General features: G+C 69.9%; 13 protein-coding genes, 1 pseudogene and 1 riboswitch. Of the genes and pseudogenes, 13 read left to right on the top strand and 1 reads right to left on the bottom strand.

Translation table 11 applies throughout. From position 1 onward, the window contains the following. Positions 1-6 precede the first annotated feature (6 nt). The 11 genes from RV986_RS01605 (at position 7) to RV986_RS01655 (ending at position 12615) form a co-directional block, all read left to right on the top strand. Entirely contained in the window at positions 7-1044 is a 1038-nt protein-coding gene (locus RV986_RS01605) for an ABC transporter substrate-binding protein (protein ID WP_475915655.1), read from the top strand. Beyond that, complete coding sequence (locus tag RV986_RS01610) at positions 1041-1814, top strand: ABC transporter permease (protein WP_475915656.1); 774 nt, start codon at positions 1041-1043, stop codon at positions 1812-1814. The genes RV986_RS01605 and RV986_RS01610 overlap by 4 nt, the downstream gene beginning before the upstream one ends. Next, positions 1811-2584 carry an ABC transporter ATP-binding protein gene (locus tag RV986_RS01615; RefSeq protein WP_475915657.1) on the top strand — a complete coding sequence of 258 codons (774 nt, stop codon included), beginning with the start codon at positions 1811-1813 and terminating at the stop codon, positions 2582-2584. The genes RV986_RS01610 and RV986_RS01615 overlap by 4 nt, the downstream gene beginning before the upstream one ends. After that, positions 2581-3663: a phosphotransferase enzyme family protein gene (locus tag RV986_RS01620; protein ID WP_475915658.1), complete on the top strand. Its 1083-nt coding sequence runs from the start codon at positions 2581-2583 to the stop codon at positions 3661-3663. Before RV986_RS01615 ends, RV986_RS01620 begins: the two co-directional genes overlap by 4 nt. Before the next feature lie 81 nt (positions 3664-3744). Continuing rightward, positions 3745-3858: riboswitch (SAM riboswitch) on the top strand. Between the two features lie 34 nt (positions 3859-3892). Then, positions 3893-4018, top strand: coding sequence for a putative leader peptide (locus tag RV986_RS01625; RefSeq protein WP_475915659.1), 126 nt, complete (start codon positions 3893-3895; stop codon positions 4016-4018). Between the two features lie 260 nt (positions 4019-4278). Then, on the top strand, positions 4279-5904 hold the full coding sequence (locus RV986_RS01630; RefSeq protein ID WP_475915660.1) for an ABC transporter substrate-binding protein: 1626 nt from the start codon (positions 4279-4281) through the stop codon (positions 5902-5904). 3 nt (positions 5905-5907) lie between these two features. Next, positions 5908-6867 carry an ABC transporter permease gene (locus RV986_RS01635; protein ID WP_475915661.1) on the top strand — a complete coding sequence of 320 codons (960 nt, stop codon included), beginning with the start codon at positions 5908-5910 and terminating at the stop codon, positions 6865-6867. Continuing rightward, on the top strand, positions 6864-7793 hold the full coding sequence (locus tag RV986_RS01640; RefSeq protein WP_475915662.1) for an ABC transporter permease: 930 nt from the start codon (positions 6864-6866) through the stop codon (positions 7791-7793). Before RV986_RS01635 ends, RV986_RS01640 begins: the two co-directional genes overlap by 4 nt. Further along, positions 7775-9547, top strand: a complete 1773-nt coding sequence (locus tag RV986_RS01645) for a dipeptide ABC transporter ATP-binding protein (protein WP_475915663.1) — start codon at positions 7775-7777, stop codon at positions 9545-9547. The genes RV986_RS01640 and RV986_RS01645 overlap by 19 nt, the downstream gene beginning before the upstream one ends. 42 nt (positions 9548-9589) lie before the next feature. Further along, on the top strand, positions 9590-10651 hold the full coding sequence (locus RV986_RS01650; RefSeq protein WP_475915664.1) for an LLM class flavin-dependent oxidoreductase: 1062 nt from the start codon (positions 9590-9592) through the stop codon (positions 10649-10651). Next, positions 10648-12615 carry an alpha/beta hydrolase domain-containing protein gene (locus tag RV986_RS01655; protein ID WP_475915665.1) on the top strand — a complete coding sequence of 656 codons (1968 nt, stop codon included), beginning with the start codon at positions 10648-10650 and terminating at the stop codon, positions 12613-12615. The genes RV986_RS01650 and RV986_RS01655 overlap by 4 nt, the downstream gene beginning before the upstream one ends. A gap of 459 nt (positions 12616-13074) precedes the next feature. Here the strand turns inward: RV986_RS01655 and RV986_RS01660 are convergent, their stop codons facing one another. After that, the gene (locus RV986_RS01660; protein ID WP_475915666.1) at positions 13075-13428 is read right to left on the bottom strand and encodes a VOC family protein; all 354 of its coding nucleotides are present in this window, start codon (positions 13426-13428) and stop codon (positions 13075-13077) included. Between the two features lie 121 nt (positions 13429-13549). On the opposite strand from RV986_RS01660, the pseudogene RV986_RS01665 reads away from it, so the two are divergent. Next, positions 13550-13769 (top strand): annotated as a pseudogene (locus tag RV986_RS01665) (ATP-grasp peptide maturase system methyltransferase); the annotation flags it as partial. Positions 13770-14451: 682 nt separating this feature from the next. Then, a complete protein-coding gene (locus tag RV986_RS01670) occupies positions 14452-15816 on the top strand; it encodes a hypothetical protein (RefSeq protein ID WP_475915667.1) in 1365 nt (454 codons plus the stop codon). Positions 15817-15826 lie beyond the last annotated feature (10 nt).

Genomic DNA, 15826 nt, shown 5'->3' on the forward strand with positions numbered 1-15826 from the left:
AACCCCATGAGATCCCGTACGACCGCCCTGCTCTCCGTGGCCACCGCCGCCGCCCTCGTCACGACGGGCTGTGCCGCGCAGGACTCCACGTCCGCCGCCGCCAAGAACGGCACCGCCCAGGTCACCCTCGCCCTGGACTGGACACCCAACACCAACCACACCGGCATCTACGTCGCCCAGCAGAAGGGCTGGTTCAAGGACGCCGGAATCGATCTGAAGATCGTGCCGTACGGCTCGACCGCGCCGGAGACGCTGATCGCCGGCCACAAGGCGGACTTCGGGATCTCGTACCAGGAGGGCGTCACCACCGCGCGCGCCGCGGGCCAGGACATCACCTCCGTGTACGCCGTCACACAGAAGACGAACGTCACGGTCTCCGTGCGCGCCGGCCGCGACGACATCACGTCCCCCAAGGACCTGGACGGCAAGACGTACGCGGGCTTCGGCGCCCCCTACGAGAAGGCCCTGCTCCAGAAGGTCATCCAGGAGGACGGCGGGAAGGGCACGTTCAAGCAGATCACGCTCAACACCTCGGCCTACGCGGCCCTTTACGCGGGCAAGGCGGACTTCGCGATGCCCATGCCCACCTGGGAGGGTCTGGAGGCGAAGCTCACGGGCAAGCCTCTCAAGGACTTCGAGCTCGCCGACTACGGCTTCCCTGCCATCTACTCGACCCTCATCGCGTCCTCCGGGCAGTACCTGAAGGAGAATCCCGAGGTCGCCAAGAAGTTCCTGGCCGCGGTCGACAAGGGGTACGAGTACGCCGCCGACCACCCCGCCCAGGCCGCCGACCTCCTCATCGCGGCCAACAGGAGCACGCTCACCAACACCGAACTGGTCAAGAAGAGCGAGACGTTGCTCGCCAAGGAGTACTACCGCGCCGCCGACGGCACGATCGGCACCCAGACCGCGAAGCGCTGGCAGGACTTCGCCGACTTCGAGTTCACGTCCGGCCTGCTGGTGGACGAGAACGGCAAGAAGCTCACCAAGGCGCCGGACGCCTCGACGTTCTTCACCGACGCCTACCTCCCGGACACCAAGTGAGGACGGCCCTGCGCGCGGTCTGGCCGCCGCTGCTCGTCCTCGCCGTACTCGTGACCGGCTGGCAGGTGTACGTGGCCGCCGCCGGTGTCGACCCGACGGTGCTGCCCAGCCCCGGCCGCGTCCTGTCGCAGGGCTGGACGAACCGTGGCGACCTGTGGGACCAGACGCTGCCCACCCTCCAGGAGACCCTGCTCGGCTTCGCGCTGTCCTTCGCCGCCGCCTGGCTGGTGGCCGTGGTACTGGACTTCTCGGCGACGGCCCGCCGGGGCCTGTATCCGCTTCTGGTGGCCTCCCAGACCATCCCGATCGTGGCCGTCGCACCCCTGCTGATCATCTGGTTCGGCTTCGGTCTGCTGCCGAAGATGCTGGTGGTGACCCTGACGACGTTCTTCCCGCTCGCGGCGAACCTGGCAGCGGGCTTCGCGGCCACCGACCGCGACGCGATGCGGCTGCTGCGCTCCCTGGGCACGGGCCGGGTGCGCGCCTTCAGGCTGGTCCGGGTGCCGAGCGCGCTGCCCCACTTCTTCACGGGGCTGCGGGTGAGCATCACGTACGCCGTGGTGGGCGCGGTCTTCGCGGAGTACGCGGGCGCCGAGAAGGGCCTCGGCATCTATATGCAGGCGCAGAAGAGCGCGTTCCGCACGGACCTGGTGTTCGCGGCGGTCGCGGTGACCGCCGCGCTGAGCATCGCCCTGTTCGGGGCGACCTGTCTGCTGCAGCGGCTCGTCCTGCCGTGGGAGCGGGCGCTGGCGAAGGAGAGCCGGTCATGAGTCTCGAAGTACGTGGCGCGGGAAAGACGTTCGGGTCGCTCGCAGTGCTGCGCGACCTGGACCTCACCGTGGAGCCGGGCGAGTTCGCGGCCGTCATCGGTCCGAGCGGCAGTGGCAAGAGCACACTGTTCAATCTGATCTCCGGTCTGGACAGGCCCACTTCGGGCGAGATCCTGGTTGACGGCGCCCCCGCGTCCGTCGCCTCGGGCAAGGTCGCCTACATGCCCCAGAAGGATCTGCTGTTCCCTTGGCGCACGGTGCTCGACAACACGGCGCTGGGGCTGGAGGCCCAGGGGGTGCGGAAGAAGGAGGCGCGGCGTAGAGCCGGCGAACTCTTCGGGGCCTTCGGCCTCGACGGCTTCCAGTCCTCGTATCCCTTCCAGCTCAGCGGCGGTATGCGGCAGCGCGCGGCGCTGCTGCGCACCGTCGTTCTGGAGCGGCCGGTGCTGCTGCTCGACGAGCCGTTCGGGGCGCTGGACTCGCTCACCCGCACGGAGATGCAGCTGTGGCTGGCCGACATGTGGCAGCGCTACCGCTGGACCGTCGTACTGGTCACGCACGACATTCGTGAGGCCGTCCTGCTCGCCGACACGGTGCATGTCCTTTCGCCCCGCCCGGCCACGGTCGTCGAGCGCATCGAGGTGCCGCGCTCCGGCCCGCGCGGCCTCGACGCCCTCATCGAACCGGAGTTCGCGGCGACCGAGCGGCGGCTGCTGGACGCCCTCAGCGGCCGGGCGAGCCGGGTGGAGAGCGAGGTGACGGCCGGATGAGCGAGCTCCTGGCCCACGGCATGGGTACGGAACCGGTGGCCCCCGACTGGCCGCCGCTCACCGAGGCGGAGGTCGAGGCCGTCGTCGGTTCCGTGCGCGTACTGTGGCGCAGCCCGCGCCCGCTGTCGGCGGCCGCCCTGGTCGAGCGGGGCGGACGACGGCTCTTCGTGAAACGGCACCACCGCGACGTACGCACCTTGGAAGGTCTGGCCGAGGAGCACGCCTTCCTGCGGTATCTGCGAGACCGGGGTGCGCCGGTCGTGGAGGTGCTGGGGGCCGAGGCGCGCGGGGAGTGGGTGTACGAGGTCCACACGGCCGGAACGGGGACGGATCTCTACCGGGACGCGCTGTCGTGGTCGCCGTTCGTGTCCGTGGCCCATGCCCGGGCCGCCGGTGCCGCACTGGCCCAACTCCATCTGGCGGCGGAGGGGTTCGGCGCCCCGAGGCGGCGCCCACAGCCCCTCGTCTCCTCCTTCAGCGTCTTCGCGGCGGTCGACCCCGAGGCCGCGCTGGAGGCGTACGCGGCCGAGCGACCGGCACTGGTGGCGGCGTTGGCGGGCCGTCCCTGGCGGGCGGACCTGCGCGCGGTCCATCTTCCCTTCCACCGGCGTCTGCTGCCCCACCTCGGCCGCCTCGCACCGCTGTGGACGCACAACGACTGGCATGCCTCGAACCTCCTGTGGGACCCCGCGACCGGCACGGTCTCGACCGTCCTCGACTTCGGCCTCAGCGACCGCACGACCGCCGTCCACGACCTCGCGACCGCCATCGAGCGCAACACCGTCCAGTGGCTCGACCCGTCCCGCCCCGTCCGCCCGGACGACGTGGACGCGCTCCTCGACGGGTACACCTCGGTACGCCCGCTGAGCCCCGCCGAGTCGGCTGCCCTGCCCGAACTGCTGCCGCTCGTGCACGCGGAGTTCGCCCTCTCCGAGCTGGGCTACTTCCACGGCGTCACCGGATCGCGGGCCAATGCCGATCTGGCGTACCGGTATCTGGTGGACCACACCCGGTGGTTCACGACCGGCGACGGGCTCCGGCTCCTCGATCGAGTACGGCTGCGCGCGCATCGTTCCTAGTGCCGCACCAGGCGATGTTCGCCCCGTGATCACCAATGCCGCCATTGACGTACGACAGCACCGCTCCGTACGATCACGATCGGCATCGAGTGTCAGCGTCAAGCCCTGGCTTGCTGACCGGCAACCCTCCGACGCGGTGGGGTGCTCCAGGTGAAAGCCCGGCAGGGTCACCGACGATCTCTGCAAGCGCGAGGCCCCTTGGCCGGGGCCGGAGATGGGGAGGACCGGCATGCAACACAACAGTGACCTGAGTGCCTCACGTGCCTCCCTCGTGGCCGCGACGGTGTTCTCCCGATTCTCGCGCCGACGCCACATCGATCTGCAGCGCTTCACCAGCTGCCTCTGTCACGCCTGATCGCCTTCCCCAGGGCCGACTGACGTCCGTCGTCGCCCGTGGCTCCCGCAGGCACCTCCCCGTGGCCTCCCGCGGTGCTGTCGGTGTGCACGGACATGTTCCGCAGCCGCCGACACCCGTTCCTGCCTGACTCCCCTCTGACTCCCGCCTGAACAGCACTGCCCCGTCGTCGGAGTTGCACCGGCCGGGGCGGCGCACCCACGCGCGGCCGTGATCCGCACGGCATCCCGTGCCTGGTGACACGAGTAGGAGAATCCTCGGTGACAGCACATCCGGATTTCCGACCCACCCGATGGGCGGTGCTGGCCGCCCTCTTGACCACCAGCGTCCTGCTGACCGCCTGCGGGTCGGGCGGCGACGACTCCGACACCGGCAGCGGCAGCGGCCGGGCGAAGTCCGGTGGCACCTTGACCTTCGCGGTGGGTTCCGATGCCGGCTGCGTGGATCCGCAGCAGGTGGCCAGCAACGACACCATCTACTCGGTGCGGCAGATCGTGGACTCCCTCACCGACCAGGACCCCAGGACCGGCAAGATCGTGCCCTGGCTGGCGAGGAGTTGGGCCATCAGCTCGGACGCGACGACGTTCACCTTCCGTCTCAGATCAGGTGTCACCTTCAGCGACGGGACCGAGCTGACCGCGCAGGTGGTCAAGGACAACTTCGACGCGGTGCCGAAGCTCGGCGCCCTGGGGACCCTGGCCGAGGGCTACTTGAGCGGCGTGGACAGCACCACCGTGGTCGACCCACTCACCGTCCGCGTGAAGTTCCAGCAGCCCAACGCGCAGTTCCTGCAGGCCACTTCGACGCATTCGCTGGGCATCGAGTCGTCGGCGAGTGTGAAGAGGACCCCGCAGCAGAAGTGCAGCCAGGGAGTGGTCGGATCCGGGCCCTTCGCGCTGAAGAGTTATGTGCAGAACCAGTCGATCACCCTGGCCAAGCGCACCGGATACGCCTGGGGTTCCTCGCGGTGGAGCAAGAAGGGCGAGGCGTATCTGGACAAGCTCGTGTTCAAGGTGGTGCCCGAGGCCGGTGTGCGCGCCGGCGGTCTGCAGTCCGGTCAGGTCGACGCGATCAGCAGCGTCGGCAAGGCCAACGAGGCGGCGCTGAAGGGCGGCCCGGTGAACCTGGCACGGCGGGCCAATCCCGGTGCGGTGTTCAACCTGGGGCTGAACAACTCCCGCCCGGTCCTGAAGGACGCCAAGGTACGGCAGGCGATCCTGTACGCCATCGACCGGCAGCAGATCGCCGACACCGTGTTCCCGACCGGCACCCAGCCGGCGACCAGCGTCCTGGCGCGCACCACGCCGGACTACGAGGATCTGAACACGGACCTGGCCTACGACGCGGCCAAGGCCAAGTCCCTGCTGGACTCGGCCGGTTGGAAGGCGGGCGGCGACGGTGTCCGCTCGAAGGACGGCACCAGGCTGAGCCTGACCGTCAAGTGGTTCGCGAACTCGGCCACGAACCAGCCGACGCTGGAGCTGATCCAGCAGCAGCTCAAGGCCGTCGGCATCGACGTGGTGCTCAAGCAGCTGCAGATCTCCCAGCTCGCCCAGACGCAGCAGTCCGGTGACTACGACGCGCTCTGGGGCAACCTGACCCGGGCCGACCCGGACATCCTGCGCACCCTGTACTCCACCGGGCTGGCCAACGCCTATCGCCTGTCGGCGAGCCCGCTGGACTCAGTGCTGACCCGGCAGGCGGCAACGACCGACACGGCCAAGCGGAAGCAACTGGCAGGCGAAGCACAGCAGTTGATCGTGCGGAACGCGTACGTCGTGCCGGTGGTGGAACTGCAGACTCAGCTGGGCGTGTCGAAGAAGGTGCACAACCTGGACTTCGATGCCTCCAGCCGGGTCCAGCTGCACGACGCCTGGATCGGCTAGCACATGCGCCGCTATGTGATCAAACGTCTCGCCCAGGCGATCGGCGTGCTGTGGGCGGCCTACACGGTGTCGTTCCTCGTGCTGGACTACCTGCCCGGTGATCCGGTCTCGGCGATGGCCGGCGCCGGATCGGACTCGGCCCAGATCGATCCGGCGCAGATCGCCGCGCTGCGGCAGCAGTACGGCTTCGACAAGCCGGTGCTGGTGCAGTACGCCGACCACCTCGGCAAGGTGGTACGCGGGGACTTCGGCGACTCGGTCTCCACCGGTCGGCCGGTGGCCTCGACGCTGGCCGACGCACTGCCGGGGACCCTGCAGCTGACCGGTGCCGCGCTGCTGCTCGCGGTGGTCCTCGGCGGCGGTCTGGCGGTGCTGGCGACCTACACCACGCGGCGGTGGCTGCGGCAGCTGCTGCTGTCGTTGCCGCCGCTGGGAGTGTCGGTCCCGACGTTCTGGGTGGGGCTTGTGCTCGTCGAGTCGTTCTCCTTCCGGTTGCACTGGTTCCCGGCCTTCGGCAACGACGGGCTGCGGGGACTGATCCTGCCGGCCGTGACACTGGCGATCCCGACCGGTGCGCAGGTTGCGCAGGTACTGGCCAAGAGCCTGCTCACCGCGCTGGATCAGGCCTATGTGGAGACCGCCCGCGCCAAGGGCGCCGGCCGCTGGCGGGTCCACCTGCGGCACGCGCTGCGCAACGCGTCCCTGCCGGCCCTGACGGTCGTCGGCCTCCTGGTCGGGCAGCTGATCGCCGGTTCGGTGGTCGTCGAGACGGTGTTCTCGCGTGACGGCCTCGGCCGGGTGACGGCCGCCGCGGTCACGGCCCAGGACATCCCGTTGGTCCAGGGGGTGGTGGTGTTCGGGGCACTGATCTTCGTAGTGACGAACCTGATCGTCGACCTCGTCTATCCGCTGCTCGACCCGCGGATCGTGGTGGCCTCGGGCAGGAAGGCGGGTTTCGCATGAGCCAGAGCCAGGGTCTCGTCGACGACGCCACCGGCGCCGCACTCGGCCTCGCGCGACCGGTCGATCCGGGAATCGGCCCCGGATCGGGGCGCCGCGTCGACGTGCGGCGGGTCCTGCGGTTCGTGCTGCGGCGCCCCGGCCTGCTGCTGTCGGTCCTCGTCGTCGTACTGGTGGTGCTGGCCTCGTTCCGGCCGGGGCTGTTCACCTCGCGGGATCCGCTGAGGGGGGTGCCGTCCCAGAACTTCCGAAGCCCGAGCGGCGCGCACTGGTTCGGCACCGACGAACTGGGGCGCGACGTGTTCTCCCGGGTGGTCCACGGTGCGCAGCTGTCGTTGAAGGCGACGCTGATCGCGGTGGCGGTCGCCTTCGTGGTCGGCAGCCTGCTCGGTCTGGTCGCCGGGTTCGTCGGACGCTGGGTCGACGACGTGCTGATGCGCTTCGTCGACGTACTGCTGTCGATCCCGGCGCTGTTCCTGTCCCTGGCCCTGGTCACCGCGCTGGGCTACGGGACGGTGAAGGTGGCGGTCGCGGTCGGGATCGCCAGCGTCGCCGGCTTCGCACGGGTGACGCGGGCGGAGGTGCTGCGGGTGCGGCAGGCGGTCTTCGTCGAGGCCTCACACTCGTGCGGATCCCGCTGGTTCTCGGTGCTGGGTCGGCACGTGCTGCCCAACGCCGCGGGTCCGGTGATCGTCCTGGCCACCCTCGACTTCGGCTCCTCCATCCTGGCCGTGTCCGCGCTGAGCTTCCTCGGCTACGGAGCCCCGCCACCGGCGCCGGAGTGGGGCACGCTGATCTCCGACGGCCGCAACTACCTGGCCAACGCCTGGTGGCTCACCGCGCTGCCCGGGCTGGCGATCGCCGCGACCGTGCTGGCCACCAACCGCATCGCAAGGGCGCTGGACGGCGAATGGTCCCGGCAGCGATGACCGGCCAGGTGACGAACGAACCCGGAACGGGTGAGAACCTGACGACCACACCAGGCACCGGCCCGAACCCCGGGCAGGGCGTCCCGCTGGAGATACGCGGCCTGTCGGTGTCCTACCGCACCCGCGGCGGCACCGTGCAGGCGGTGCGGGACGTCGACCTCGACGTACGTCCGGGCGAAGTGACCGCGGTGGTCGGCGAGTCCGGATCCGGCAAGAGCACCACCGCCCATGCGATCACCCGGCTCCTGGCACCGAACGGCAGCATCGACGCCGGCACGATCCGCTTCGGCCGGCACGACCTCGCCTCGCTGACGGAAGCGGAGCTGCGCACCGTACGCGGCGCACAGATCGGCCTGGTCCCCCAGGACCCGTCGGTGTCGCTCAACCCGGTCAAACGCATCGGCGAACAGGTCGCCGAGGTGCTGCGCATCCACGGGCTGGCGACCCGCCGCTCCGCGCCGTCGGGCGCGATCGCCGTCCTGGACCAGGCCGGCCTGCCCGACGCGGCGACCCGCGCACAGCAGTACCCGCACGAACTGTCCGGCGGAATGCGGCAGCGGGTCCTGATCGCCGTCGCCATCGCCGCGAAACCGAAGCTGATCATCGCCGACGAGCCGACCAGCGCGCTCGATGTCACCGTGCAACAAGTCATCCTCGACCATCTGCAGGGCCTCACGGAGGAGTTGGGCACCGCGATCCTGCTGGTGACCCACGACCTCGGAGTCGCCGCCGACCGGGCACAGCGCCTCGTCGTCATGTCGCAGGGACGGGTCGTCGAGGCCGGTCCGACCCGCGGCATCCTCGCCGACCCCCAACACGACTACACCCGACGGCTGTTGGCCAGCGCGCCGAGCCTGGCCACCGCCCGCCCCCGTGCCCGGGTCTCGGCGCCTCCGGCCACCGAGGAGGCGCCGCTGGTCGAGGTCCGCAACGCGGTCAAGGAGTTCCGGCTGCCCCGCGCGGGCGCCGAGTCCCGGACGCTGCGCGCGGTCGACGACGTCAGCTTCACCCTCCACCGCGGCCAGACCCTCGCTCTGGTCGGCGAATCCGGCTCGGGAAAGTCCACCACCGCCCGCCTGGTGCTCCGCCTGACCGACGCGACCGCCGGACACATCCTGTTCGACGGCGCCGATGTCACGACCGCTCGGGGCGCACAGGCCAGGCAACTGCGCCGACGGGCCCAGCTCGTCTACCAGAACCCGTACGCCTCGCTCGACCCGCGGTTCTCCATCGGTGAGGTGATCACCGAGCCGCTGCGCGCGTTCAAGGTCGGCGACCGGGCATCCCGGCTCTCACGGGCCCGCGACCTGCTCGACCGGGTGGCGCTGCCCGCCCCGATGCTGGACCGCCGTCCGGCGGAGCTGTCGGGCGGGCAGCGGCAGCGCGTGGCGATCGCCCGTGCCCTCGCCCTGTCTCCGGACCTGGTGGTGTGCGACGAACCGGTGTCCGCGCTCGACGTCTCCGTCCAGGCCCAGGTCCTCGACCTGCTCGCCGAACTGCAGGCCGACACCGGAGTGGCGTACCTCTTCATCTCGCACGACCTGGCCGTCGTACGCCAGATCGCGCACCAGGTGGCCGTCATGCGGGCCGGCCGCATCGTGGAGACGGGCGCCCCCGAAGACCTCTTCACCCGCCCCCGCCACGACTACACCCGCGAACTGCTCGCGGCGATCCCCGGCGGCCGCCACGCCTCCCCCACCGCCGTGCGGAGCGAGTCACCGGCACCGAGCACCGCCGAGACGACGAAGGCATGACGACGACATGAGGCATGACGACGACATGAGGACGAACGCCGCATGAGCACCCCCAAGATCACCTCGTTGGCTCTTCTCACCCCGGGCACCTTCGCCGACGACGACCCGTACGCCGGCCTGGAGGAGACGCTGCAGCTGTTCGAGTACGGCGAACGGCTCGGCTTCGACGGCGCCTGGATCCGGCAACGCCATCTCGAACACGGTGTCGGCTCGGCCGCGGTGTTCCTCGCCGCGGCCGGCCAGCGGACCGAGCGGGTCGAGCTGGGGACCGCGGTCATCCCGATCGGCTATGAGAGCCCGTTCCGTCTGGCCGAGGACCTGTCGTTGGCCGACGTACTGTCCCGCGGCCGGCTCCAGGTCGGCTTCAGCACGGGCATGCCGCACGCCGAACTGCTCGGCGATCTGGTGTACGACGGTGACTGGCGCGCCTTCGACCTGTCCTACGGCAGGGTCGCCCGCGTCGTCGACAACCTGCGCGGCGGATATCTCGGGGGCCCGGACACGGTGATCCAGTCGCCGGGCAACACCCAGCGGCCGCGCCTGCAACCGCACAACCCCGGCCTGGTGGACCGGATCTGGTACGGCGGCGGAAGCCTGCGCTCGATCCGCTGGGCCGCCGAGAACGGCCTCAACCTGCTCTCCGGCAACATCGTCACCGGCGAGCACACCGACGACTTCACCACGGCCCAGCTGAATCTGCTCACCGAGTACCGCCGCGTCCTCCCCGGCGACCGCCGGACCCGAGTGGCGCTGGGGCGCGTGATCGTGCCGTTCGACAGCGCCGACACGGCCACCCGGGCCCGGTACCGCGACTACGCGGCCAGTCGCCACGAACGCACCCTGGCGCCGCAGGGGCCGAAGCGGATCCTGTTCGCCCCGGACGTGGTGGGGACCGCGGAACAGATCCTGGAGCAGTTGACCGCGGATCCCGTCGTCGCGGCGGTGTCGGAGCTACGCCTGGAACTGCCGTACGAGTTCCATCGTGAGGAATACGAGCAGATCCTCCACGACGTACGGAATCTGATCGCGCCCGAGCTGGGCTGGCGGCCGGATGACGCGGTCGCGCCGCCACTGACCGCCCAGGTGCACGGGCCGGTCCGATGAGCACCCTTCCGGAGCAGGCCGTACGGCTGGAGATCCATGCCCGTGAGCCGTTCGCCGACGGTCATCCCTTCCCCGGGACCGGAGCGTACGAGGTGATCACCGCCACGGCTCACTACGCCGTCGATCCGCAGGCATCCGCCCACCGCTCGATCGCCGATCTCGGACTCGCACCGCGCGACAGCGACGGCGCGGTGCGGTTCGACGGAGACGTCGAGATCCTCCGGCCGGTCGACGGCGGACGGAGACGACTGTTCTTCGACTGGGGCAACCGCGGGAACAAGCGAGCCGTCCAGTACTTCTGCGACGCCCCGCACACGAATCGTCCCCGGACGCTCACCGATGCCGGCAACGGTTATCTGATGCGTCGCGGGTACACGATCGTCTTCGGGGCTTGGCAGGGTGATCTGCTGCCCGGTGAGGGACGGCTGCTGCTCGACGTGCCCACGGCAACGCGGGGCACACAGCCCGTGCGCGGCCTGACGACGGCCGAGTTCATCGTGGAGGAGCCCACCCCGTCGCTGCCGCTGTCACGCTGGACGAGCACGAGGTCCTCCCCGGTCAGCGCGGCAGGTGAGCACACCGCCCGACTCACCCGGCGGCGCTACCCGCACAGTTCGCCGGCGGAAGTACCGGCGACGGCCTGGCGATTCGCCCGGCTGCAAGGAGGCGGACATGACCTGAAGGGTCAGGCCGTCGCCATCGTGCCGAGCCGCAGCGACCTCTACGTCGACGACGGGTTCCACCCGGGCTGGATCTACGAACTCACCTACGAGGCCGAGGCACCCCTCGTCCTCGGACTGGCCCACGTCGCCGTCCGCGACCTCGTCAGCCACCTGCGCCACGACGCCTCGCAACCGGTCGGTCCGGTCGACTACGCCTACGGCTGGGGGCGTTCGCAGACCGGACGGGCCATCCGTGACTTCGTCCACCACGGCTTCAACGAGGACCTCGCCGGCCGCCGCGTGTTCGACGGGCTGCTGCCGCACGTCTCCGGGGCGGGGCGCCTGGCCACCGAACGCTTCGCCAACCTGACGGTGCCGGGCGGCCAGCAGTACGAGGACCACCTCAACCCGGCCGACACCTTCCCGTTCGCCTACGCCGAGACGGTGGACCATCTGACCGGCGCACGCGACGCCATCATGAAGCGTGCGAGCGACCCCAGGGTGCTGCACACCCAGACCTCCACGGAGTACTGGCAGCGCCGGGGATCGCTGGTGCACACCACGACTGACGGCCAGGACCTGGGGTTTCCGCCGAACGTCCGGGGCTACCTGTGGTCGTCGAGCCAGCACGTCGCGAGCCCGACGCCTGAGCAACCGGTGAAGGGCGTCTGCAATCACGTCGAGAACGTCGTCGCCACGTCGGCCTTGTTCCGGGCCGTCCTGGAGGCACTCGACGCATGGGTGAGCGAGGACGTGGAGCCGCCCGCGAGTGCGGTACCCACCGTCGCCGACGACACGCTGGTGACCGGGGACGAGTGGTCACGGCGGTTCCCTGCCGTGCCGTCGGCCCTTCGGCCCCATGAGCCCAACCAGTTGTACGCCGTGGACCGTTCGACCGTGCCACCGGCCGCCGACCGCTCGCGCCGGTACACGGTGCTGGTTCCGGCCGTCGACGCCGACGGCAACGAGAGCGCGGGTGTACGGGCCCCCATGGTGGCCGTTCCGCTCGGCACCTATACGGGGTGGAACACACGCGGTCCCGGCCACGGTCACGGGGCGCTGCACGAGTTCAGCGGCTCCACGTTCCCGTTCGCCGCCACCGAGGACGAGCGTCTGATCACCGGCGATCCGCGCCCGAGCGTCCAACAACGCTACGCCGACGCGGCCGACTACATCGCCAGGGTCAAGGCCGCGGCGGAGGACCTAGTGGCGAGGCGACTGCTCCTTGAGGAGGACGTCGAGCGCGCGGTGACCGCGGCGGCGAACTGGGCGGCGCCGCGTCACCGCTTCGTGCTGCCCTGAACGACGGGCATGCACAAGGCAGTTCGGACAGGAGTCGGAGGTGGCGGGCACAGGCCATCCGGTTCCTGATCCCGCCCCCAGGACAAGCTGGTCGCCATCCTCATGGCCGTCCACCTCGGCGGGCCCCAGCAGATCACTGCCCTGCAACTGGACGACCTCGACCGCTCAACGGCCAACTCCGCACCCGCCGGCCGGGACGTCTCCACCACATGATCTACCTGCACGAACCCGCTCTCGCAGCGGTCAAGCAATGGCTTGCGGAGCGCCACCGCCGATGGCCGAGGAGCACGAACCCCCACCTGCTCATCGACAGCCTGACCGCACTGCACATCGACCGACCGCCCATCAACTCCTACGGGTTCACCCCGCTCTACAAGAAGATCGGCCACGACCGCCATCGACTACGTGCGCGCGGCGCACCCCGAACTCTTCGGGATCGACCCAACCCAGGCATGAGCCTTACTGACGCCGCCGGCCAAGGACACAGAACTCGTTGCCTTCGGGGTCTGCCAACACAACCCAAGATTGATCACCCTGGCCAATATCAACACGCCGTGCACCATGAGCCACCAGACGAGCCACCTCGGCGTCCTGGTCATCAGGCCTGAAGTCGAGATGCAGTCGGCTCTTGGCCTTCTTGCTCTCATCAATCCGGACGAAGTCCAACCCTGGCAGGCGATCCGGCTCCGGGCGGATCTCGAACTCATCATCAGAGGAGTGGACCACAACCCAACCAAGAGCCTCGGCCCACCACTGGCCCAAGGCCGCCGGATCTACCGAGTGAACAACTACCTGTTCCCATTCCAAGGTCATCCGCAGATCCTAGACCCGCCAGGACATCGAAAGACAGGCACTCACGCCTCCCTCAGCGGGCTGAACCCGAACGCCTTTCCCCTCACGGAGCCACCGCCACCCGCAGGTTCGGCACACACCAGCGTTGTTCGCCCTCGGCCATACCCCCACGCTCGCGGTCGGCCACGGGCTGTACGGGTACTGGCCCGAGGCGCACTTCGACCCGATCGTGGCCGCGTGCTCCTGCCGCGCCGTCCCTCATCTCCCAGACCCGGCCCGGAGGGTCCGCGCGCACGCACGCCGCCCCGGCGTTCGGGAACCCCGCCCACTGGGCCACCGGCCGGGAAGAAGCTCGCCGGAGCGGCTGATCGGCTCGGTGAACCGCACCAGGCAGGACAGGACCGCGCCGGTCACCTCGGCGTGGGCGTCACGCACCGTAGGAGAGGTGACCGGCGTCGCCGCCGATGACCGGACCGCTGCCGGCGCAGACAAGCCAGTCCTTGACGCGATGCCGGAACGGGCCCGTTCGATGTGCAGCAGAGCGAGGCGGGCGGCGTTGGAATACGTGTTGGTGGGCACCGGCGCCGTCTTCGTTCTCCTGGGTACGGGCCTGCCGCTCGAACAGCCCCGCCACCCGGATCCCCCATCCCGCCGGCTCCCCGTCAGTACGGCGTCAAGATTTCTCCTGGTGCGGCGTCAAGGAAGCGACAAGACAGGGTTGTTTCGCATTCGAGGCGCAAGAGTGGCCCTCGCGGAAGGCGCGGCGCAGGCCGCTCCGCAGTGCGAAGGGGACTCAACGCAATGCCGGACACCAGCCTTACGGAACAGCGCCCTGCGGCACCACCCCAGGCGCCCGCTCCGAACGGGGCCAACTCCCCCCGGTCCTCCAGGGGGAGGCACCGCGAACCGCGTGTTCCCCCCAGCAGCCGGATACGCCTGCCGCTCCGCAGGATACGTCGGCCGCGCCTCAGACCGACGGAGCTGTGGCGCGGCCGCCTCCCTACGACCGTCCCCAAGTGGTTGAAACTGCTGCGGGGTGCCGCAATGGGCGCCTCGGCACTGCTCATCGCAGCGCTCGTCGTGACCGGTCTGCTCGCGTCCTCCGCCTGGTCGGACATCCGGAACCATTCCGCACCCCAGATCACCAGCGCCACCGGCCTGTACTTCACGCTCAACGACATGGACGCCCAGCTGGCCAACCAGCTGATGTTCGGCACCAACAAGGAACTCGCCGACGACCGCAGCACCGCCGCCAAGATCTACGGCGAGCGGCGTTTCCAAGCGGGCATCTACCTTCGCGACCTCTCCATCTCGGCCCAGGGTGACCCCGTCGCCGCGGCGTCCGTCGCCAAGGCCATCGCGGACTTCGGCGCTTACGAGGAGGGCGCCTCCCACGCACTGCTCCTCAGCAAGCAGAATGCCCACGCCGCAGGGCAGACCGACGCCGAGACGCTGGCCGCCTACCGGTCCACCACCGAGCTGATGCGCACCCAACTCCTGCCGGAAGCCGACCAGTTGGTCACGGCGAACGACATCGCCTTCGACGCGACCTACGACGACACCACGGCCGACCTGTCCTCGGCCCGGATCGCCGTCCTCTCCGCCGGCCTGCTGCTGCTCATCCTGCTCGGCGCCCTCCAGATCTTCCTCACCATCCGGTCCCGGCGCCTGGTGAATCCGGCCCTGGCGGTCGCGTTCCTGATCGCCCTCGGCGTCTCCATCACCGCGAACACGCAGATCTCCGACCAGCAGGAGTACCTGTTCGGCGCCCGCCACAACGCCTACGACTCCGTCGTCGCCCTCACCCGCGCCCGCGCCGTCCTCTACGACGCCAACGCCGACGAGTCCCGCTATCTGCTGGACCAACCGCGCGCCGCCGAACACGAACAGCACTTCTTCGACAAGTCCCAGCAGCTCATGAACTTTCCCGGAGCCACCCTCGGCACCTATGACGCCCGGGCCGACGCCGCCATGAAGGCCTACCGCGCCAAGCAGGAGGACCTGCGCTTCACCGGCTTCTTCGGCGACGAGTTCCGCAACATCACGTTCGTCGGTGAGCGCGAGGCAGCCGAGGACACCGTCGCCGCCTACCAGGTGTACGAGAAGGACGACCGCCGCATCCGCGCGCTCGCCGCCGCCGCCGGGGACGTGACCGGAGCGATCGCGTTCTGCGTGAGCTACGACCCGGGCGATTCCAACTGGGCCTTCAGCGAGTTGGACAAGGCGCTGCAGAAAGTGATCACCATCAATACCGACGCCTACGAGAAGTCCGCCTCCGCAGGCGACGGCAGCTCGCTGTCCGGACCGCTGGGCCTCTCGGGCGCCGCGTCCGTCATCGCCGTCCTCGCCTTCATCGGCCTGCGCCGCCCCCTGGCCGAGTTCCCCCCGTACGGACGAGAGCGTGTCTGAGATCGGGGCT

This window comes from Streptomyces sp. RLA012, assembly GCF_056270325.1.